18 protein-coding genes are annotated in these 17742 nt (G+C 33.5%); 17 read left to right on the top strand and 1 reads right to left on the bottom strand.

All coding sequences use genetic code 11. The features are described from left to right. Window positions 1–196: 196 nt before the first annotated feature. From QZQ55_RS07065 to QZQ55_RS07025, 9 genes are all read left to right on the top strand, one after another. Window positions 197–1072 (top strand): Ltp family lipoprotein, encoded by an 876-nt coding sequence (locus QZQ55_RS07065; protein WP_295091609.1) that lies wholly within the window; start codon window positions 197–199, stop codon window positions 1070–1072. 114 nt (window positions 1073–1186) lie between these two features. Further along, the gene (locus QZQ55_RS07060; protein WP_295091606.1) at window positions 1187–1705 is read left to right on the top strand and encodes a hypothetical protein; all 519 of its coding nucleotides are present in this window, start codon (window positions 1187–1189) and stop codon (window positions 1703–1705) included. Window positions 1706–1768: 63 nt separating this feature from the next. After that, window positions 1769–2257 carry a dUTP diphosphatase gene (locus tag QZQ55_RS07055; RefSeq protein ID WP_295091603.1) on the top strand — a complete coding sequence of 163 codons (489 nt, stop codon included), beginning with the start codon at window positions 1769–1771 and terminating at the stop codon, window positions 2255–2257. Window positions 2258–2260: 3 nt separating this feature from the next. Beyond that, entirely contained in the window at window positions 2261–3340 is a 1080-nt protein-coding gene (locus QZQ55_RS07050) for a CapA family protein (protein ID WP_295091600.1), read from the top strand. 32 nt (window positions 3341–3372) lie between these two features. Further along, window positions 3373–4329 (top strand): MmcQ/YjbR family DNA-binding protein, encoded by a 957-nt coding sequence (locus tag QZQ55_RS07045; RefSeq protein WP_295091598.1) that lies wholly within the window; start codon window positions 3373–3375, stop codon window positions 4327–4329. 49 nt (window positions 4330–4378) lie between these two features. Continuing rightward, window positions 4379–5131 carry an esterase family protein gene (locus tag QZQ55_RS07040; protein ID WP_295091596.1) on the top strand — a complete coding sequence of 251 codons (753 nt, stop codon included), beginning with the start codon at window positions 4379–4381 and terminating at the stop codon, window positions 5129–5131. A gap of 12 nt (window positions 5132–5143) precedes the next feature. Beyond that, window positions 5144–6733: an acetyl-CoA carboxylase biotin carboxylase subunit family protein gene (locus QZQ55_RS07035; protein ID WP_295091593.1), complete on the top strand. Its 1590-nt coding sequence runs from the start codon at window positions 5144–5146 to the stop codon at window positions 6731–6733. A gap of 111 nt (window positions 6734–6844) precedes the next feature. After that, window positions 6845–7165 carry a type II toxin-antitoxin system RelB/DinJ family antitoxin gene (locus tag QZQ55_RS07030; protein WP_295091590.1) on the top strand — a complete coding sequence of 107 codons (321 nt, stop codon included), beginning with the start codon at window positions 6845–6847 and terminating at the stop codon, window positions 7163–7165. Next, a complete protein-coding gene (locus tag QZQ55_RS07025) occupies window positions 7162–7431 on the top strand; it encodes a type II toxin-antitoxin system RelE/ParE family toxin (RefSeq protein WP_006505231.1) in 270 nt (89 codons plus the stop codon). Before QZQ55_RS07030 ends, QZQ55_RS07025 begins: the two co-directional genes overlap by 4 nt. A 14-nt stretch (window positions 7432–7445) precedes the next feature. Here QZQ55_RS07025 and QZQ55_RS07020 read toward each other — a convergent pair whose 3' ends face one another. Further along, complete coding sequence (locus tag QZQ55_RS07020; RefSeq protein WP_295091587.1) at window positions 7446–7925, bottom strand: DUF1836 domain-containing protein; 480 nt, start codon at window positions 7923–7925, stop codon at window positions 7446–7448. Between the two features lie 114 nt (window positions 7926–8039). On the opposite strand from QZQ55_RS07020, the gene QZQ55_RS07015 reads away from it, so the two are divergent. The 8 genes from QZQ55_RS07015 (at window position 8040) to QZQ55_RS06980 (ending at window position 17663) form a co-directional block, all read left to right on the top strand. After that, window positions 8040–8642, top strand: coding sequence for a DUF4230 domain-containing protein (locus tag QZQ55_RS07015; protein WP_295091584.1), 603 nt, complete (start codon window positions 8040–8042; stop codon window positions 8640–8642). Next, window positions 8635–9369: a copper homeostasis protein CutC gene (locus QZQ55_RS07010; protein ID WP_295091581.1), complete on the top strand. Its 735-nt coding sequence runs from the start codon at window positions 8635–8637 to the stop codon at window positions 9367–9369. Before QZQ55_RS07015 ends, QZQ55_RS07010 begins: the two co-directional genes overlap by 8 nt. Before the next feature lie 2 nt (window positions 9370–9371). After that, entirely contained in the window at window positions 9372–10115 is a 744-nt protein-coding gene (locus QZQ55_RS07005; protein ID WP_295091579.1) for an alpha/beta hydrolase, read from the top strand. A gap of 127 nt (window positions 10116–10242) precedes the next feature. Continuing rightward, entirely contained in the window at window positions 10243–12069 is a 1827-nt protein-coding gene (gene typA, locus QZQ55_RS07000; RefSeq protein WP_295091576.1) for a translational GTPase TypA, read from the top strand. 44 nt (window positions 12070–12113) lie between these two features. Then, window positions 12114–13001, top strand: a complete 888-nt coding sequence (locus QZQ55_RS06995; RefSeq protein ID WP_295091573.1) for a hypothetical protein — start codon at window positions 12114–12116, stop codon at window positions 12999–13001. Window positions 13002–13089: 88 nt separating this feature from the next. Next, window positions 13090–13308: a DUF6465 family protein gene (locus QZQ55_RS06990; protein WP_040389746.1), complete on the top strand. Its 219-nt coding sequence runs from the start codon at window positions 13090–13092 to the stop codon at window positions 13306–13308. Between the two features lie 270 nt (window positions 13309–13578). After that, window positions 13579–16596: an Ig-like domain-containing protein gene (locus QZQ55_RS06985; protein WP_295091570.1), complete on the top strand. Its 3018-nt coding sequence runs from the start codon at window positions 13579–13581 to the stop codon at window positions 16594–16596. Window positions 16597–16607: 11 nt separating this feature from the next. Next, a complete protein-coding gene (locus QZQ55_RS06980) occupies window positions 16608–17663 on the top strand; it encodes a hypothetical protein (RefSeq protein WP_295091568.1) in 1056 nt (351 codons plus the stop codon). Window positions 17664–17742: the final 79 nt, after the last annotated feature.

The raw sequence follows: 17742 nt of genomic DNA, 5'->3' as shown, positions 1-17742 counted from the left end.
AAGACCCCCAAATATTTAGAGCGAAGGTCTGACCCCCACAAAAATTAAAGACCCTAATAAATCATAAGCTGTCATTGCACAGCTTTTTTTATTATTTTTTATTGACACCTATAAATAGGCATTCTCAAGCACTTACTCAATACATCTTTTGATGGATAGTACTACAATATAGTTGTCCAAGGAAGGGGATGTTGATATGATTTTATTTCTATTATTTTTAGTTTTACTTGTACTAGGCATTGTTTATTTCATTAAGTCAAAGAAAAACAATGAACCAAATGATAAGGCAAAAAAGACATTAATGGCTTCACTTGTTTTCTTTGTATTGTTTGTGATTCGCTGTGTATCAGTGGATGCATTCATGATGCTTGGCTTTATTTCTTTTGTGTTAGGCATTGGTTATTTTGCATATTGTCTATTCAAGAAGCAGCCTAAGAAAAAAGCGATCTGTATGATTCTTGCAGGTTTCTTTATCTTTGGATATGCGGGATGTATTAGTGATTCAGAACCAACAGAATCTTCACCTGAAGTATCTACAACAGAGAAAGTAGAGAAGACAAAAAAGGTGGAAAAAGTAGAAGTTGCTGATTTACGTAATACAGATGCACAGGCCTGGTGTGATCAAAATGGATTTAAATTGTCTAAAGAAGAAGATTTTTCTGATAATGTAGCAGAGGGCGGATTCATAAGTCAGTCACCAGCGGCAGGTACAAAATTAGAAAAGGGAAGTACTGTCACTGTTCACTACTCAAAGGGTAAAGAACCTACTATGGAAGATAAGAATGCTCTTGCGAAAGCAGAATCTTATTCGTCTATGATGCATATGTCTAAGGCAGCTATCTATGATCAGTTAACTTCGTCTTATGGGGAAGGTTTTCCAGCAGAAGCCGCTCAGTATGCAGTGGACCATTTAGTAGCAGACTATAAGGCGAACGCATTAGAAAAAGCTAAGAATTATCAGACAACTATGCATATGTCTCGTTCAGCTATCTATGATCAGTTGACTTCAAGCTATGGAGAAAAGTTCACTGCAGAAGAAGCACAATATGCAGTAGATAACCTACCTCAGTAATCGCAAAGTTGTATTTTTGAAAGAGTTGGAAAGAAGCATAAATAAATGCTTCTTTTTTTGAAAATACACAGGTATTCCATAAGTAATTAGTATAATGCTTACAGGTGATAAAGCATGAAGATACTTTTGTTAATTGTACTCTTGTTGACAAGTGGATGCTCAACACGTGCCAATTCAAATTATATAGCGCAGGAAGTACGCACATTCTATTCAGGATTATTAAATGGTGAAGATATTTCTATTACATGCATGGGCAAAGATAATAAAACAATTTTCTTTAAAGAGATGAATAAGAACCTTCATAAGAAGGAATATAAAGAGATTGATTCTTATGTCCTTAATAAACATTTAGATGTTGCTTATACGGCTAAGAAGGATAATAAGCTGATGCGTTGTTATCATGGTAGTTCTAAAGTATATGAGAAGCAGTATATGAATTACTTTTTTACTATTTCGGTTTTAGAGGCTGATTTGAGTAGTCCTCATGTAGAAACATCTTCTTTTACTTTTTCAGATAAACGCAAAGTATCTTTAAGTATAGAAGTAGGCAAGGATAATGAGCACTATTATGCGAGAATAATGGATAAGAAGAAAACAAGAACTTATAAAGAATTTAAATATAGTTTTGACTAGAAAGTCTAGAGTAATATCTAGGCTTTTTGTGTATAATATAAATAAGAGTGAAAGGAGAAAATAATGAATAGCGCTAAATTTTATAAAGTATCTTATGAACAGTTTCAAATGGGAATGGAAAAGGAAGATGTAAAGGACATCTATGATGCGATTAAGCTTCCACGTCGTGCAACTAAAGGATCTGCTGGATATGATTTTTATACACCTATTGATATACATCTAGAACCTGGAGAAACAGTCAAGATTCCTACAGGAATCCGCTGTGAAATGAATGAAAGATGGGTATTAATGATTTATCCAAGAAGTGGTTTAGGGTTTAAATATCGTCTACAGTTGAATAATACTGTAGGTGTTATTGATAGTGATTATTTTTATTCAGATAATGAAGGCCATATTTTTATTAAGATGACAAATGATTCAAATGAAGGAAAAGTTGTTGATGTTCAGGCTGGTCAAGGTATTGCCCAGGGAATCTTTGTGACATATGGTATTACTGAAGATGATGATGCGACTGAAACACGTAATGGTGGATTTGGTTCAACTACAAAATAATCTATGAAATATCAACTTATTCTTGCAGTTATGTTACTTCTTTCAGGATGTAGTGCACCTCCTAAAGAAGAAGTAAAGAAAAAAGAAACTTCGAGTGTTTCTTTTGTTGCAGTAGGAGATAATCTTTATCATCAATGTATGCTTGATGAAGCCAAGACTTCTAGTGGTTATGACTTTACAGGCTATTATAAAAATATTAAGAAGTATATTCAGGCAGATTATAGTTTTGTGAATCAGGAAACGATATTAGGTGGTGGGGAACCTTCTGGTTATCCTCTCTTTAATGCACCTGATAGTGTTGCAGGTGATTTACAGAAGGTAGGATTTAATGTAGTGAATGGAGCCACTAATCACGCTTATGATCAAGGGGCATCAGGTATATTGCATTCTATCCAGATATTTAATAAGTATCCTCGTATTACTTATCTAGGACTTTATGAGAATGAAGAAGAAAAACAGAATATCAAGATAGTAGAAAAGAAAGGCATTAAGATTGCGTTTGTATCTTTTAATCAATATGTGAATGGTGTGACTTATCAGAAAAAGTTACCTTATATGATTAACTTTCATGAATCCACTATGATGGAGAATATGAAGAAAGCAAGAGAGAATGCTGATATTGTGATTGTGTCATGTCATTGGGGTATTGAATATGATCAGTATCCTAATACATTCCAGAAGAATATGGCTAAGCAGCTTGCTGATGCAGGTGCAGATGTGATTATTGGAACACATTCACATACATTACAGGATGTAGAATATATTCAAAGAGAGGATGGCAAGCGTACATTAGTTGCTTATAGTTTAGGTAATTTTGTGAGTGGCATGTTGGAAGAATCATGTCAATTAGAAGGTATGCTTTCTTTTGATATAGAGAAGAAGAAAATCAAGAACGTTGTTTTTACACCACTTGTAAATTACTATACTTTAACAGGTAAAAGAGAAAGACATGATTTTTCTGTCTACCGTTTAAAGGATTATACAAACAAGCTGGTGGAGAAACATGGTTTTCCTAATCTGACTATTCCTCATATGAAAGAAGAAGTAAAACAGAAAGTAAAGAATATCAAAATTGATATGTAAGGCAGTCTTTGACTGCCTTTTGAGGTATATTTATGAAGGATTATAGACGTTATCACTATGATGAGAGTAAACTCATTGATTATGGATTTAAGAAACAAGAATACAATTATATATATAAGAAAGACATACTAGATGGTGATTTCAGGATTGAAGTAATAATAAATGATATATTAGAGGCTAAGGTTTATGATTCTGATACAGATGAAGAGTATACAAATATTCATCTGGTAGGTAAGCAGGGAAAGTTTGTACAAAAGGTGAGACAGGCATATGAAGGATGTATTGAGGATATTTTAAATCATTGTTTTGTATATGATTATTTTATTTTTCCTCAATCTAAACGTCTTATGCATCTTATTGAAGAAAAGTATCATGTTTTTCCTGATCATCCTTTTACTAGTGATGATTCATTTGTGTTTAGAAATAATGATAAGTGGTTTGGGCTTATTATGCATACAGATTATTCTAAGTTTCTAGATGAACAGGGAGAAGTAGAATGTCTGAATATTAAGGTTCCTATAGATACAGTTGATTATCCTTCTATCTATCCTGCCTTTCATATGAATAAGAAACATTGGATTAGTATACTATTAGATGAAACATTGAGTGATGAAGATATCATGTCTCTTATTGATCAAAGCTATCAGACTACTGTGGTATGTGAAGATTGGGTTATTCCTGCTTCTCCTAAGCGTTTTGATTTAATTCAGGCATTTGATCAAAGTGATTATATAAGATGGCATCAGAAAGGGAATATTCATCAAGATGCAATTGTATATATCTATTATGGTGCACCTTACTCTGCGATTATGTATAAGTGTCAGGTCATAGAGAGTGATGAAACAAGTATGCTTCTTAAACGTCTAAAAACATATGACCCTTCTCTTTATCCGTTAGAAGTGCTTAAGAAATATCAATTAAGAGCTATAAGAAGTGCTAGGCATATTCCTAAAGAATTAAAGGAGTATATAGGAAATACCGATAAATAAGTGAATTGTCTAGTAAATGTGATATAATAGGCGAAGGAGGACTTTGGGAATGAAGGTAGAATATTATAAAGAATACAGTCCATGTCTTAAAAGAGATATGGAGTTTAAGGTGTATGGACATGCAGGAACACCTATACTTGTATTTCCATCACAGAATGGTAGATTTTTTGATTTTGAAAACAATGGTATGGTTGCAACAGTAGAAGGCCTCATTGATAATGGGAATATACAATTATTCTGTTGTGATAGTATTGATTTAGAAACATGGAGTGAGGAAGGTGGACATGATGTTGACTATCGTTCTTACATGCTAGAACAGTATTATCATTATATTGTAGATGAATTAGTACCAAGAATTATTGATATTAATGCGATGTGTGGTACACATGCAAATGGTATTTATACTACAGGATGTTCATTAGGTGCAACGCATGCAGCGAATTTTTTATTTAGAAGACCGGATATCTTTAGTGGATGTATCGCGTTAAGTGGTTATTATGATAGTGATCTATTCTTCCATGATTATGTGGATGATAATATTTATCGTAATAGTCCTATCAAGTATATTGAAGGTATGAGTTATGATCATCCATATGTAGAAATGTATAGAAAACGTCGTATTGTATTATGTTGTGGTCAAGGTGCTTGGGAAGATGAAATGGTTCGTTCTGCTAGTAGAATGAAAGAACTATTAGAATATAAGAATATTCCAGCATGGATTGATTTCTGGGGATATGATGTAAACCATGACTGGGATTGGTGGAGAGTTCAGTTCCCATATTTCGTAAAGAGAGTTGTCTAGGAGGAAGAATAGATGAATGTTGTATTTATATCACCACATTTTCCAGAATATTATCATAATTTCTGTTCACGTTTAAAAGATCGTGGTGTGAATGTATTAGGTGTTGGGGACTGCCCATATGAAATGATCAGTGATGAGACAAAGAATTCATTGACTGAATATTACTATGTAGGTTCATTAGAGAACTATGATGAAGTATATCGTGCATGTGCTTATTTCTCTAGTCAATATGGTAAGATTGATTGGATTGAATCTGAAAATGAATACTGGCTAGAATTAGAAGCAACTTTAAGAAGAGACTTCAATGTGACTACTGGACCACAGATTCAGGATATGCGCTGGATGAAGTATAAATCAGCTATGAAAGAAGTTTATAAGAGTGCTGGTTTAAAAGTAGCGGAGTATATTAAGTTAGATACACTAGATGAAGCTTTAGAGTTTACTAAAAAGAATGGTTATCCAGTGATTGTAAAGCCTGATAATGGTGTAGGCGCAACGCATACTTATAAGTTAAAGAATGATGAAGAATTAAAGGATTTCTATAATCATAAACAGGATTATATTGATTATATTCTAGAAGATTTTGTGCCAGGTGATGTTGTAACATTCGAAGGTGTGACTGATAAAGATAAGAATATCTTATTCTCTACAAGTCATTTTATGGATACTTCTATTATGGATACAGTAAATGATGCATCTGATATTTATTTCCATTCTGAACCAGTAGAAGGTAAGCCTATTTATGAAATTGGTGAAAAGGTAGTTAAGGCATTTGATACAAGAAGCCGTTTCTTCCACTTTGAATTCATTAAGTTATCTGAAGATAAACCGGGATTAGGTAGAAAAGGTGATTTAGTTCCTCTAGAAGTGAATATGAGAGCACCAGGTGCTTTTATTCCTGATATGATGAATTATGCTTATGATGTAGATACATATACTATCTGGGCAGATATGATGATCTATAATACATGTTTCTATGAAATTGAAAGAAAGTATTATGTAGGTTATGTAGGAAGACGTCTTGGTATTGATTATGAATTATCTGATGCAGAAGTGGCAGACAAGTATAGAGAATATATCAAGATTGAAGCAGATATTCCTCAGGTTCTTGCACAGGCTGAAGGTAACCATATCTTTATCTTCCGTGCTAAGACTAAGGCAAAGTTAAATGAAATTACTAAAGCAATTATTGCGCATAAGAAGAAAAAGGCTGCACCTAAGAAAGCAGTAAAGAAGACAGTGAAAGCTGTGACTAAAAAGGTAGAAGAAGTTAAAGATCCTGTAAAGGAAGCAGTGAAGGAACCAGTAAAGAAGACTGTAAAAGCTGTAGCTAAGAAGATTGAGGAAGTTAAGGAACCTGTAAAAACAGTTGTAGAAGAAACCGTTAAGACAGTAGAAAAGAAAAAAGAACCAGTTAAGGAAACAGTGAAAGCTGTAACTAAGAAGGTTGAAGAACCTGTCAAAGCAGTTGTGGAAACTAAGAAAGAAGAAGTAAAAGCAGCTGTAGAAGAGAAGAAAGAAGAACTAAAAGAAGTAGTTAAAAAATCTCCTCGTGCTAGAAAAGCTGTTAAGAAACCTAGACATAAAGCTAAAAAGCGTTAATTAAGAAACTGATTAGAAACAATTTTGTTTCTAATCAGTTTTTCTGTATATACAATGTGTTGACTGTTAATTGAGTGATGTTTATAATAGTTGAGAAGGAGTTTATGAACTATGAAAAAAACAACACTAACAGTGGCTACAGCACCAAAAACAAGCACTTTTCAGATGCGTATTAATCCAGAAATCAAAGCACAGGTAGAAGGAATCTATGCACAGTGTGGTATGACACTTACTGATGCTATTAATACATTTATTCAGCAGTCTATTAATGTAGAAGGAATGCCTTTCTTAGTAACATCAAATAGTAGACAGGCATTAAGAGAACAAGCTATCTCTCAGTTAATGATTGAATTAGATAAAGGTGAAAAAGCACCTGCAGATGAAAGTATTTCTGAAGAAGATATCTTAAAAGAATTTGGAATTGAACTATGAATCTAAGATATACAAGACAAGCACGTGCTGATTTAAGAAACCCTATGCGTTTGAATCCAAAGATTGTAAAACTATGTGCTGTATTAAAAACACACCCCGAAATAGGTGGTCAGCTATCTAATAGAACTGGATGGACAACGGATCTTTATTATGTCATTGCAGGAAAATATAGTATTTTCTATAAATATGATCATGATACAGTGACAATCATCCGTATTCTAACGAATGAAGAAAAATATATGAATGTCATCTTTGGTGATAAGTAAAAAAGGATTGGGGCTCAATCCTTTTTTAGTGCTTCTTCCATTGTTTCTTCACCAAGAAGATTATCAGATACCTTGATCTTATAGACAGAACTCAAGATACATTTATTATATATGTCTGGTAGTTCTGAATCTAAATGATTTGTCTTAAGGACACGCTCAAATACAGCACAATACATATTATAGAATTCAGATAATTCTTTCTGACTCTGCTGTAATTGAATAAGCTTAGAAATCTCATCTAATGAAAAGACAGATTTTAATAAACAGATTAATGTGAAATAAGCAATCTGTTCTCTTTCATACTTCTTCTTTATAGGTGCTTTCACAAGCTTATGTTTGACATAGTTATTGATCATTGTTTTTGTGATAATAGCGTCATTGTCATTTTTTAAGAAAGACAAACTCTTTTCTATAATGGATACAACTTGATCTATATAGAGTGGAAAATCTGGTATCTCTTCCCATCTGGAAATATGGATATTATCGTAATTCATTTTCATCACCTATTTAAAAACTATCATTTATTGTATTTATTGTCAAATCATCTAGATAACAAAACAAACTGTATATATTTTTTCTTATCTGTTATAATTTGGTGGGTGATGAAAATGAAAAATAAATTTAGTTTAAGATCAATGATAGTCGTTATTGTGTTAGTTATTGTTGTATTTATGGGTGGTATGTACTTTGGAGGACGTAGTACACCAGCTAAAGAAGAAATTACTTCAACAGCTTTAACACAGAAAATAAGAGATATTAATGAATTAGCTGTTTCTGAATATGATTATACAAAAGTAGGGAAGTTCTCTAATTCATTAAAGTTTAATGGCTGGACTGTTCCTTTAACACAAAAGTCTTTCTTAATTACTTATGAAGGTAAGATAAAAGCAGGTGTGGATCTCTCTGATGTACAGGTAGAAAAAACAGATAATAAGATTGTTGTGAAAACATCTGCAGTAAAGATCTTATCTAATGAAATTGATGAGAATTCTATTAAGGTTTATGATGAAACTAAGAATATCTTTAATCAGATTTCTATTACAGACTACAAGACTTTCGCAAAGGAACAGAAGAAGAAAGTAGAAAAAGAAGCAATTAAGAATAAACTCATAGAAAAGACTGAAACAAAAGTGAAGAAAAACATTAAAGACCTTATTTATATGACTGTAGATCAAGATAAGTATGAAGTAGAGGTAGAAGTAAGTGAATAAGTTAGAAGTATGCTGTGGCAGCTATGAGGATGCAATAAATGCATATCATGGCGGAGCCAAAAGAATTGAATTAAATAGCGCATTAGCATTAGGTGGATTAACACCTACAATTGCATCACTAGAACTTGTAAAGAATAATACAGATTTAGAAGTTATATGTATGGTGAGACCTAGAGGTGCAGGATTTGTATATAATGAATTACAATCTGAACAGATGATTATCGAAGCAGAAGAATTATTAGAACATGGGGCTGATGGTATTGCCTTTGGGTTCTTAGATCCTGATGGTAAAATCAATAGCGCACGTACAAGCGAAATGGTTTCTATTATTCATAGTTATGGAAAGACTGCAGTATTCCATAGAGCCTTTGATGTATGTGATGATCTAGATGCAACGATTCATAGATTAATTGAATTAGGTGTGGATAGAGTACTTACAAGTGGTATGAAGTCAACTGTTAGTGAAGGCGTTCAGGTTATTAAGGAATTACAGGAGAAGTATGGCAATCAAATAGAAATATTAGCAGGTTCTGGTATTAATGAAACAAATGTCGTAGATATTATTCACTATACAGGCATTCATCAGGTTCATTCTTCATGTAAGAGCTGGAGAGCAGATCCTACTACAGCCAATGATCATGTATCATTTAGCTATAATGGTATTAATTATGATTATGTAGATAAAGAGAAAGTGAAGAGAATGGTTTCACTTGTAGAGGAGGCTTAGTTATGCAGCAGTATTGTGAAATTGCGACACCTAAAGGTGTTATGAGAGGATTCTTTCATGTGCCACATAGAAAAGAATTCCCCGTATTATTAATATTCCATGGTTTTACAGGACAATGTACAGGAACTAAGTTCTCTTATGTTTCTTTATCACGTCTATTAGAAGCACAGGGTGTTGGTACTTTAAGAATGGATTTTCTAGGCAGTGGTGAATCAGACCTTACCTTTAAAGAAATGACATTTGATGATGAATTATCATGTGCACGTATTCTATTAGAAGAATTAAAGAAGATGCCCCAAGTCACTGATATCTATGTCTTAGGACATTCTATGGGTGGTGCGATTGCGAGTGAACTTGCAAAACTTTATCCTGAAGATATTAAGAAGCTTGTCCTATGGGCTCCAGCCTTCAGTTTACCAGATTCCTTAGACTATCTTACAGGAACAGTTAAAGAAGCACCTGTCTATGATCATAGTGGATTTGAAATCAGCAATGAATTCGTGAAGGATATGCTTCAAAGAGATTTCTATAAGAACTTAGATATATATAAGAATGATTTATTAGTCATTCATGGAACTGAAGATAAAACAGTACCTTATGAAATAAGTGAAAGATATACAAAGCTATTTGGTGATCAGATGATCTTCCATCCAGTTGTTGGTGCATCTCATAATTATGATAATGCGGATCATATTCACGAAGTTCTTTCTACAACTTATAAATTCTTAACAGATCAGGCTATGTAAGCCTGTTCTTTTTTTGAAAAAGAGTTGAGTTAATCACTATTTTATAAATTTTCTTGTCTTGAAAACTATTCTTTATTGAAATGAAGACGAACTATGATATAATCTAAAAATTGAAAGAGGTGCGATTATGAATATTAGAAATATAGCGATTATTGCTCACGTTGACCATGGTAAAACAACATTGGTTGACCAGCTTATTAAGAAATCAGGAACACTTGAAGCACACGAAGAACTAGCTGAACGTGCTATGGATAGTAATGCTTTAGAAAGAGAACGTGGTATTACTATCTTAGCAAAGAATACAGCTATTCATTATAAAGACTATAAGATCAACATCATGGATACACCAGGCCATGCTGACTTTGGTGGAGAAGTAGAACGTATCATGCACATGGTGGATGGTGTTTTACTTGTTGTTGATGCTTATGAAGGTACAATGCCTCAGACTCGTTTCGTATTAAAGAAGGCATTAGCTGCTCATGTTAAACCTATCGTAGTTATCAACAAGGTTGACCGTCCAGTTGTCAGAATTCAGGAAGTTATGGATGAAGTTCTTGAATTATTTATGGAATTAGGTGCTGATGATAATCAGCTTGATTTCCCAACTGTTTTCGTTTCAGCATTAAATGGTACAAGCTCATTAGATCCTGATATTAGTACTCAGGTTCCTAATATGGACTGTTTATTCGATATGATTATCAATGAAATTCCTGAACCAGCAGTAGATGTTGAAGGTGGTTTACAGTTACAGCCAGCTTTATTAGACTACAATGATTATGTAGGAAGAATTGGTATTGGTAGAATCCAGAGAGGTTCAATTAAAGTCAATGAAAATGTTGTATGTTTAAGAGCTGATGGTTCTAAGACACAGTTCCGTGTACAGAAGTTATTCAGTTATTTAGGTATGCATAGATTTGAAGTAGAAGAAGCAAGTGCGGGTGATATCGTAGCTGTTGCAGGTTTAGCTGACATTGGTGTTGGTGAAACAATCTGTGAACCAAGCTGTGAAGAAGCATTACCATTACTTCATGTAGATGAACCAACTATCCAGATGATTTTTGGTACAAACACATCACCATTTGCTGGTCAGGATGGTAAGTTTGTCACTGCATCTAAGATTGAAGAACGTTTATTCAAGGAAACAAACAAGGATGTATCTTTAAAGGTAGATCGTATCCAGAATAAAGAAGAATGGATGGTAAGTGGTCGTGGTGAATTACACTTATCTATCTTAATTGAAACAATGAGAAGAGAAGGATATGAATTACAGGTATCTAGACCTCATGTTATCTTAAAGGAAATTGATGGTGTTACTTGTGAACCATATGAAGATGTGGAAATCGAAGCACCAGATGATTGTATTGGTTCAGTTATTGAATCATTAGGTTTAAGAAGAGGAATCATGGAAAACATGGATTCTATGGATGGTATGACTAAGGTTCATTACATTGTACCTTCTAGAGGATTAATTGGTTTCATGACTAACTTCTTAACAATGACAAGAGGTTATGGTATTATCAACCACTCATTCTTAGAATATCGCCCATTAGAAGGTGAATCAGTAGGTGAAAGACAGTTAGGTGTTCTTATTTCTATTGAAACAGGACAGACTACTGCTTATGCACTTGGTGGTGTAGAAAGCCGTGGTGTAATGTTTGTTGGTCCTGGTGTAGAAGTATACGAAGGTATGATTGTTGGGGAACATGCAAAGGACAATGACTTAGTAGTAAACGTTACTAAGGGTAAACAGCAGACAAATACACGTTCATCTACAAAAGATACAACAGTTGTATTAAAGAGACCTAGACACTTCAACCTAGAAGCTTGTCTTGACTATATTAATGAAGATGAATTAGTAGAAGTCACTCCAAACAACATCCGTTTAAGAAAGAAATATCTTTCTGAACTTGATCGTAAGAGAGCTTATAGAGCTAAAAATTCAGCATCAGAATAAGGGGAGTAATGAGAATTACTCTCTCTTTTTTTAAGGAGCATGTTATGAAGATAAAAGAACTCACAACGATTGGTTTTAAACCAACCCCTAGGAAAGACTATTATTACTATATTCAGGATCATTTCTATCTTTTACTACAGGTATTACCTCATCATAAAATCGCTTTATTACTAACAACAGAAGATACAAAAACACAAAGAGATATATTAGAACAGTTCTTTATTAAAAGAGATGCAGTAGAGCGTATATATTCTAATGAAGAAGGTGCAGGACTTGTTCTTTCTTCTTCTATAAAAAAAGAAGAGTTAAAAGAGATTGTCTTAAAACTCAAGGAAGAAATCAATCAGTCACCACAATGTCATCACTGTCATCATAGTATTCCATTAAATGTATATTTATTAGATGATGAAATAGATATATTGTGTTCTGATTGCTTTGAAAAACATGAACGTATTACTAAACATACGGCTTCACCATTAGGAATACTTGGGGCTATTATTGGTGCAGTCATTGGTGGAATCATCTGGGCTTTTGGATATAATCTAGGTTACATAATCTGTTTAGATGCGATATTACTTTCATTTCTTAGCTTTATTGGTTATAAGAAGCTAGGACACTATATTGATCAAAAGGCAAAGATTCTAATACCTCTTATAGATCTCCTTGTTTTACTATTTGCACAATATGCATCATGTGCTTTCTCAGTTCAAGCTGCTTTTAAACGCATTGGTGCTTCTAGTGTTTCCTTTATTCAGGCACTTGTTGTCGTACCAGGGATGATGTTTGATTCAAGTCTTATGGGATTATTACTTGTTTATTTATTTTATGGTCTCATTTTAATGATTATTACTTTGGTTATTTTGTTTATATATGATAAGCGTAAATACAGTTATTATTTTAAGTATGAGTGTATAAATGGTGAAAATAGTTGATGTTTTCAAGAAAAAATAGTTGATTGTAAAAAGAAAAGTGATATATTAAAAGTGGTTTTTATCATATTAGGAAATGGAGGACCCAGGCATGAAGACAAAAATTGAAGTACAGTTCATGAATAAAGATGTTAATGTAACTGATATCGAAAAATTAGTTAAAGAAGATATCAAGGAAAAGGGAATCAAGCTTAACACTCTTGAAACTTTAGAAGTTTACTATAAACCTGAAGATAGCGCAGTATATTATGTAGCGACTACTAAAGATAAAAAGGTTTATGGTGTAAACAACGATCCATTACATATTTAATGTAAAAGAGGCCTTTATAAGGCCTTTTTTGTTGTATAGTGGACTACCTCGACTTAATACTCTGTATTTTGAAGTTAAGAAGACAATCTAAAAGCCTGATTACGGTATTATGTGTCTTATTCTATTCTGGTAGGTTAGCTGTTGTATTCTTGAGTTTCCTATGGAATGTAAATTATCGTTTTTTAAAGATTATAAAGTGAGAGGGTATCTCTCATTTTTTTTACGTAAAGAATTATGTTATAATGATTGTGTATAAAAAGGAGGCAGAGTATGAAAAAGGTAATAGGGATCCTCACTGCTGCTTTAATATTAAGTGGCTGTGGATCATCATCCGATAATCATGATGTTAAAAAGAGTTCTTTCATGAAAGAAGGAAAGAATAGTTTATATGCTCTTTATAATACAAAAGGGCAGCGTTATACCAAAGATATGTATAAGGCATATACGCCTTTTGAAGGCGGTTATTTAGTGACTGATGCAAATGATCAGACTGGTTATATTTCTAATACAGGTAAGACTATTGTAAAACCAGGACGTTATACAAGTTTAAAGACACAGGGTAATATGCTTGTAGGTGAAACTCAGCCACAGACTAGACTTTATTTAAGTGCATCTTCTCTAGAGATGACAGAAAATACTTTGACACAGGTATTTGCGAATGATGCAGTTGTCTGGTCTACAAATGATAATGATGTGATTGATATTAATCAGGAAGGCTATGTTTATGCAAAACATGCAGGTACTGCAGTACTTACTGCAACTAAAGATAATGCATCTGTGACTTGTGTGATTAAGGTAGCAGCGTTACATCCATATTTTGATCATGAATCTTTAGATGTTTATACATCAGAACCAGCTACATTAACAGTAAATGACTATGGGGCTCGTACTATTGAATGGAAGTCTAAGGATCCTAAGATTGCGACAGTAGAAAATGGTGTGATTCAGGGATTAAAACCTGGTACAACAACTATTAGCGCAAAGGTTGGCGATGATACTTTAAAGTGTAAGGTAAAAGTAAAACGTAAGAAGTTAAAGATCTCTCAAAATGAAGCAACACTTTATACAGGTGAAGAAGGTCAGTATGGTATTGAAAATGCATATCCTGATATTAAGTGGGAAACAAGTAATGCGAATGTAGTGACTGTTGCAGATGGACATATCTGGGCTATTAATCCAGGTAAAGCAACTATCAAGGCAACAAGTAATGGTCAGACAGTGAAATCTAAGGTTACTGTAAAGAAGAGAGTGCCAAGACTAGATCAGACTAAGGTGACTCTTTTAACTGATCAGAAGGTTGTTTTAAATATTTTAGATAAGGCCAATCCAGAAGATGCTGTACAGTGGAGCTCTAATAAGAAAAAGATTGCTTCGGTCAATGAATTTGGTGAAGTCACAGGTCTTAAGAAGGGTAAAGCGGTCATTACTGCAAAGATTGGTAAGAAGAAATATAAAGCAACAGTGACTGTTAAGAAGAGACAGATTAAGATCAATCCTGCCAAGACAACTATTGAAAAGGATCAGCATATCTTCTTACAGCTATTAAATAAGAAGGATGAAGATCAGGCAGTATGGACTACAAGTAATGATAAGGTTGTTATTGTAGCACAGAGTGGGGAGATTGCAGGGGTTAAACCTGGTAAGGCTACTATTACTGTTCAGGCAGGTAATCAAAAAGCTAAGGCAGAAATTACTGTAAAGGCTAAACCTCTTTCTTTAAGTGAAACAAAGATTGAGATGGATGAAGGATCAGATGAAGCTCTTTCTATTAATAACTACGAAAATCAGAAGGTAGAATGGACAAGTTCTGATGAAAGTATCGCTACTGTAGAAAATGGTATCATCCATGCGAAAAAAGAAGGAAAAGTGACTATTACTGCCACAATTGATAAGAAAGACTATACATGTGATGTGACAGTTCATAAGCTTATTAAAGTTATTGATCAAAAAGAAATGACTGTTATTAAAGGTAGTCAGGGACAGTTAACAATCACAAATGTGGATCCTGAAAAGATTAAATGGGATTCAAGTGATTATGATATTGCGACTGTTGCGAATGGTACTGTTTATGGTATGAAGACAGGTAAAGCGACTATTACAGGTAAAGTAGGTAAGAAGACTTATACATGTAAAGTAACAGTAGTAAGAAATCCAGATACAGAAACAAAAACAAAAGCTGCGGATGTATCACTTGGTGGTATTGAAGTATTAAATACAAAGGGTAAGGTACTTTATAAATCATCTACTAAGAGTGGTTTATTAAAGACTGATTTACCTGTTATCGTAAAGGGTAAGACTTATAAGGTAGTGAATAACGATAAGACTCTATATGTTGGTAAGAAGAAGGTTTATTATGCATCTAGTTATGAAGATGCTTCTATTGTAGCTTTCAATGATTCTATTAATATTTATTTAAAGAATGGTAAGAAGACTTCTATTAAGGAAGTAGGTAACTATTCTATTCTTGCATCACGTAAGAATCAGGCTATTTTATATGATGCAGATAACCAGAATACACTTGGTGTTATTGGTACTAAGGTCTATTCAAATGATTATGCGTTAACAGGTGCAGAGATTACAAATAAAAACAATGTTGTATTAACTGCAGGAGATGTAGTTAGTCTTTATAAAGATGGAAAGATTATTCCTACAAATTCTAACTATAAAGACAATACACAATTCATTTCTAGAAATAAGAAGATTGCATATGGACCTCATACAGTCTATAACGGTAAGAAGACATCTGAATTAAAGGGTGTACAGGTTTATCCTTATGCTTATGAATTAACAGTATCTCGTTATCCAGGATTTGTGAAGGGTAAAGGTTATGCTTATTATGACTTCAATGGTAAGAAAGTGAGTCCTTATTATCAGGAAGCAAATCAGTATGATGAAAATAAGTGTGCAATTGTACAGCTTAAGAATAATAAGTATGAATTGATTAATGCGGAAGGTGAAAATGTATTAAAAGAATCATATCCTCGTTTAGAATTCATAGGCAATTCATATTATGCAGCCTATAATAAGAACGGCCAATTTAAGGTTTATGACTGTAATGGAAAAGAAGCTCTATCAGATATTTATACAAAGATTCCTGAAACAGCTGCAATAGTCTTTGATGGACATCCATATCTTGCATTAGAAAAGAATGGACGTTCTTATATCTATGATGTGGATAATGGTATGAAGGAAATTTATTCTATTGAAAAAGAAATAGTTCTTCATGAAGAAGGTTATTTCACAATTGGAGATAAATACTATACTCTTACAGGTCAGAAGATCAAATAAGGGGGAATTCTATGGCAATTTTACTTGCAACTTTATTGGTGTTTGTTGGATTAATGTTGACATTCCAGCTGATCTATTTTGAAATCAGCCGTAAGCGTGCATTAAGAGTGAATAACTTAGTATGGTTTGAACAGTTCGATCGTCCTTTCAACTATACAGGAACAGCAAGCATGGTTGTATTATGTATTATCTGTTTTATGTTTGGTGGTACTGAAGCAGCATTTATGTCAGCACAGTGGTTCTTAGAACTCATTATCTTTGTGGCATGTGGTGTTATTGCGGACGCTATCGTACAATTTATTATTATCAAGTATGGTAAGTTCAGATGTCGCCAGCAGATTAAATCTGCAACAACTTTAATGAAAGAAATTGAAGATTTAAAGCGTGGAGATGAAGATGACTATGGTTATGAAGTCTCTACACCACTTTATGATGAAGTTTCTATCACTAAGAGTTATGTACATCCAGAAGATCATCTAGCTTTTATGACAGTGGATAAAGGACAGTTTGTAAAGGATTATAAAGACTATCCAGCTGCTACATTTGATATTGAACCTTATAGTGAAACAAGCGAAGTAGAAGCAACTTTAGAAGGATTACCTGTAAAAGCAACAAAACTTACAGAATCTAACCTACTTCCATTTAAGGATGAACGTATTGATGTATTAATGGATCAGTTCTCTAACTATGATAAGAATGAAGTATTACGTGTACTTAAACCAAATGGTACTTTTATTGTTAATCAGAATGGTAGTGATAACCTTCATGAATTCTTATCTATGTATATGCCTTTCAAGATGAGAGGTGTCTGGGATATGAATAGCTGTGTTATGACTCTTGCGGACGCAGGATTTGAAGTCGTAGAAACAAAAGAAGACAGAGGATACATTCGTTTCCATAATCTTCGTCAGATACAGACATATTTCCATAAAGTGGCTCCAGAAGTCGCTGAAAATGTAGCACAGTATAAAAGTTTCTATATGCATGCATTAGATCAGATTAAACAGAATACATATTTCCAGTTGACAACATATCGTTTCTTAGTTGTCGCAAAGAAGAATTTCTAATAGGCTTTCTTAATTGAAAGCCTTTTTCAAGTGTGCCGGGCATGGCACTGATTCAGTCGGAGATAGTCCGACCACAGGT

Source organism: uncultured Catenibacterium sp. (assembly GCF_900540665.1).
Classification (GTDB): Bacteria; Bacillota_I; Bacilli_A; order Erysipelotrichales; family Coprobacillaceae; genus Catenibacterium.
The sequence above is the reverse complement of the archived record's forward strand: the minus strand, read 5'-3'. Positions and strand labels throughout refer to the sequence as shown.

What these genes read in the sequence shown, in the direction of transcription:
- QZQ55_RS07055 (WP_295091603.1), top strand. Translation starts at nt 1,769, where the DNA reads ATGAATAGCGCTAAATTTTATAAAGTATCTTATGAACAGTTTCAAATG.
- QZQ55_RS06995 (WP_295091573.1), top strand. Translation starts at nt 12,114, where the DNA reads ATGAAGATAAAAGAACTCACAACGATTGGTTTTAAACCAACCCCTAGG.
- QZQ55_RS07025 (WP_006505231.1), top strand. Translation starts at nt 7,162, where the DNA reads ATGAATCTAAGATATACAAGACAAGCACGTGCTGATTTAAGAAACCCT.
- QZQ55_RS07050 (WP_295091600.1), top strand. Translation starts at nt 2,261, where the DNA reads ATGAAATATCAACTTATTCTTGCAGTTATGTTACTTCTTTCAGGATGT.
- QZQ55_RS07060 (WP_295091606.1), top strand. Translation starts at nt 1,187, where the DNA reads ATGAAGATACTTTTGTTAATTGTACTCTTGTTGACAAGTGGATGCTCA.
- QZQ55_RS06990 (WP_040389746.1), top strand. Translation starts at nt 13,090, where the DNA reads ATGAAGACAAAAATTGAAGTACAGTTCATGAATAAAGATGTTAATGTA.
- QZQ55_RS07045 (WP_295091598.1), top strand. Translation starts at nt 3,373, where the DNA reads ATGAAGGATTATAGACGTTATCACTATGATGAGAGTAAACTCATTGAT.
- QZQ55_RS07015 (WP_295091584.1), top strand. Translation starts at nt 8,040, where the DNA reads ATGAAAAATAAATTTAGTTTAAGATCAATGATAGTCGTTATTGTGTTA.
- QZQ55_RS07065 (WP_295091609.1), top strand. Translation starts at nt 197, where the DNA reads ATGATTTTATTTCTATTATTTTTAGTTTTACTTGTACTAGGCATTGTT.
- typA (WP_295091576.1), top strand. Translation starts at nt 10,243, where the DNA reads ATGAATATTAGAAATATAGCGATTATTGCTCACGTTGACCATGGTAAA.
- QZQ55_RS06985 (WP_295091570.1), top strand. Translation starts at nt 13,579, where the DNA reads ATGAAAAAGGTAATAGGGATCCTCACTGCTGCTTTAATATTAAGTGGC.
- QZQ55_RS07020 (WP_295091587.1), bottom strand. Translation starts at nt 7,925, where the DNA reads ATGAATTACGATAATATCCATATTTCCAGATGGGAAGAGATACCAGAT.
- QZQ55_RS07035 (WP_295091593.1), top strand. Translation starts at nt 5,144, where the DNA reads ATGAATGTTGTATTTATATCACCACATTTTCCAGAATATTATCATAAT.
- QZQ55_RS07040 (WP_295091596.1), top strand. Translation starts at nt 4,379, where the DNA reads ATGAAGGTAGAATATTATAAAGAATACAGTCCATGTCTTAAAAGAGAT.
- QZQ55_RS06980 (WP_295091568.1), top strand. Translation starts at nt 16,608, where the DNA reads ATGGCAATTTTACTTGCAACTTTATTGGTGTTTGTTGGATTAATGTTG.
- QZQ55_RS07030 (WP_295091590.1), top strand. Translation starts at nt 6,845, where the DNA reads ATGAAAAAAACAACACTAACAGTGGCTACAGCACCAAAAACAAGCACT.
- QZQ55_RS07005 (WP_295091579.1), top strand. Translation starts at nt 9,372, where the DNA reads ATGCAGCAGTATTGTGAAATTGCGACACCTAAAGGTGTTATGAGAGGA.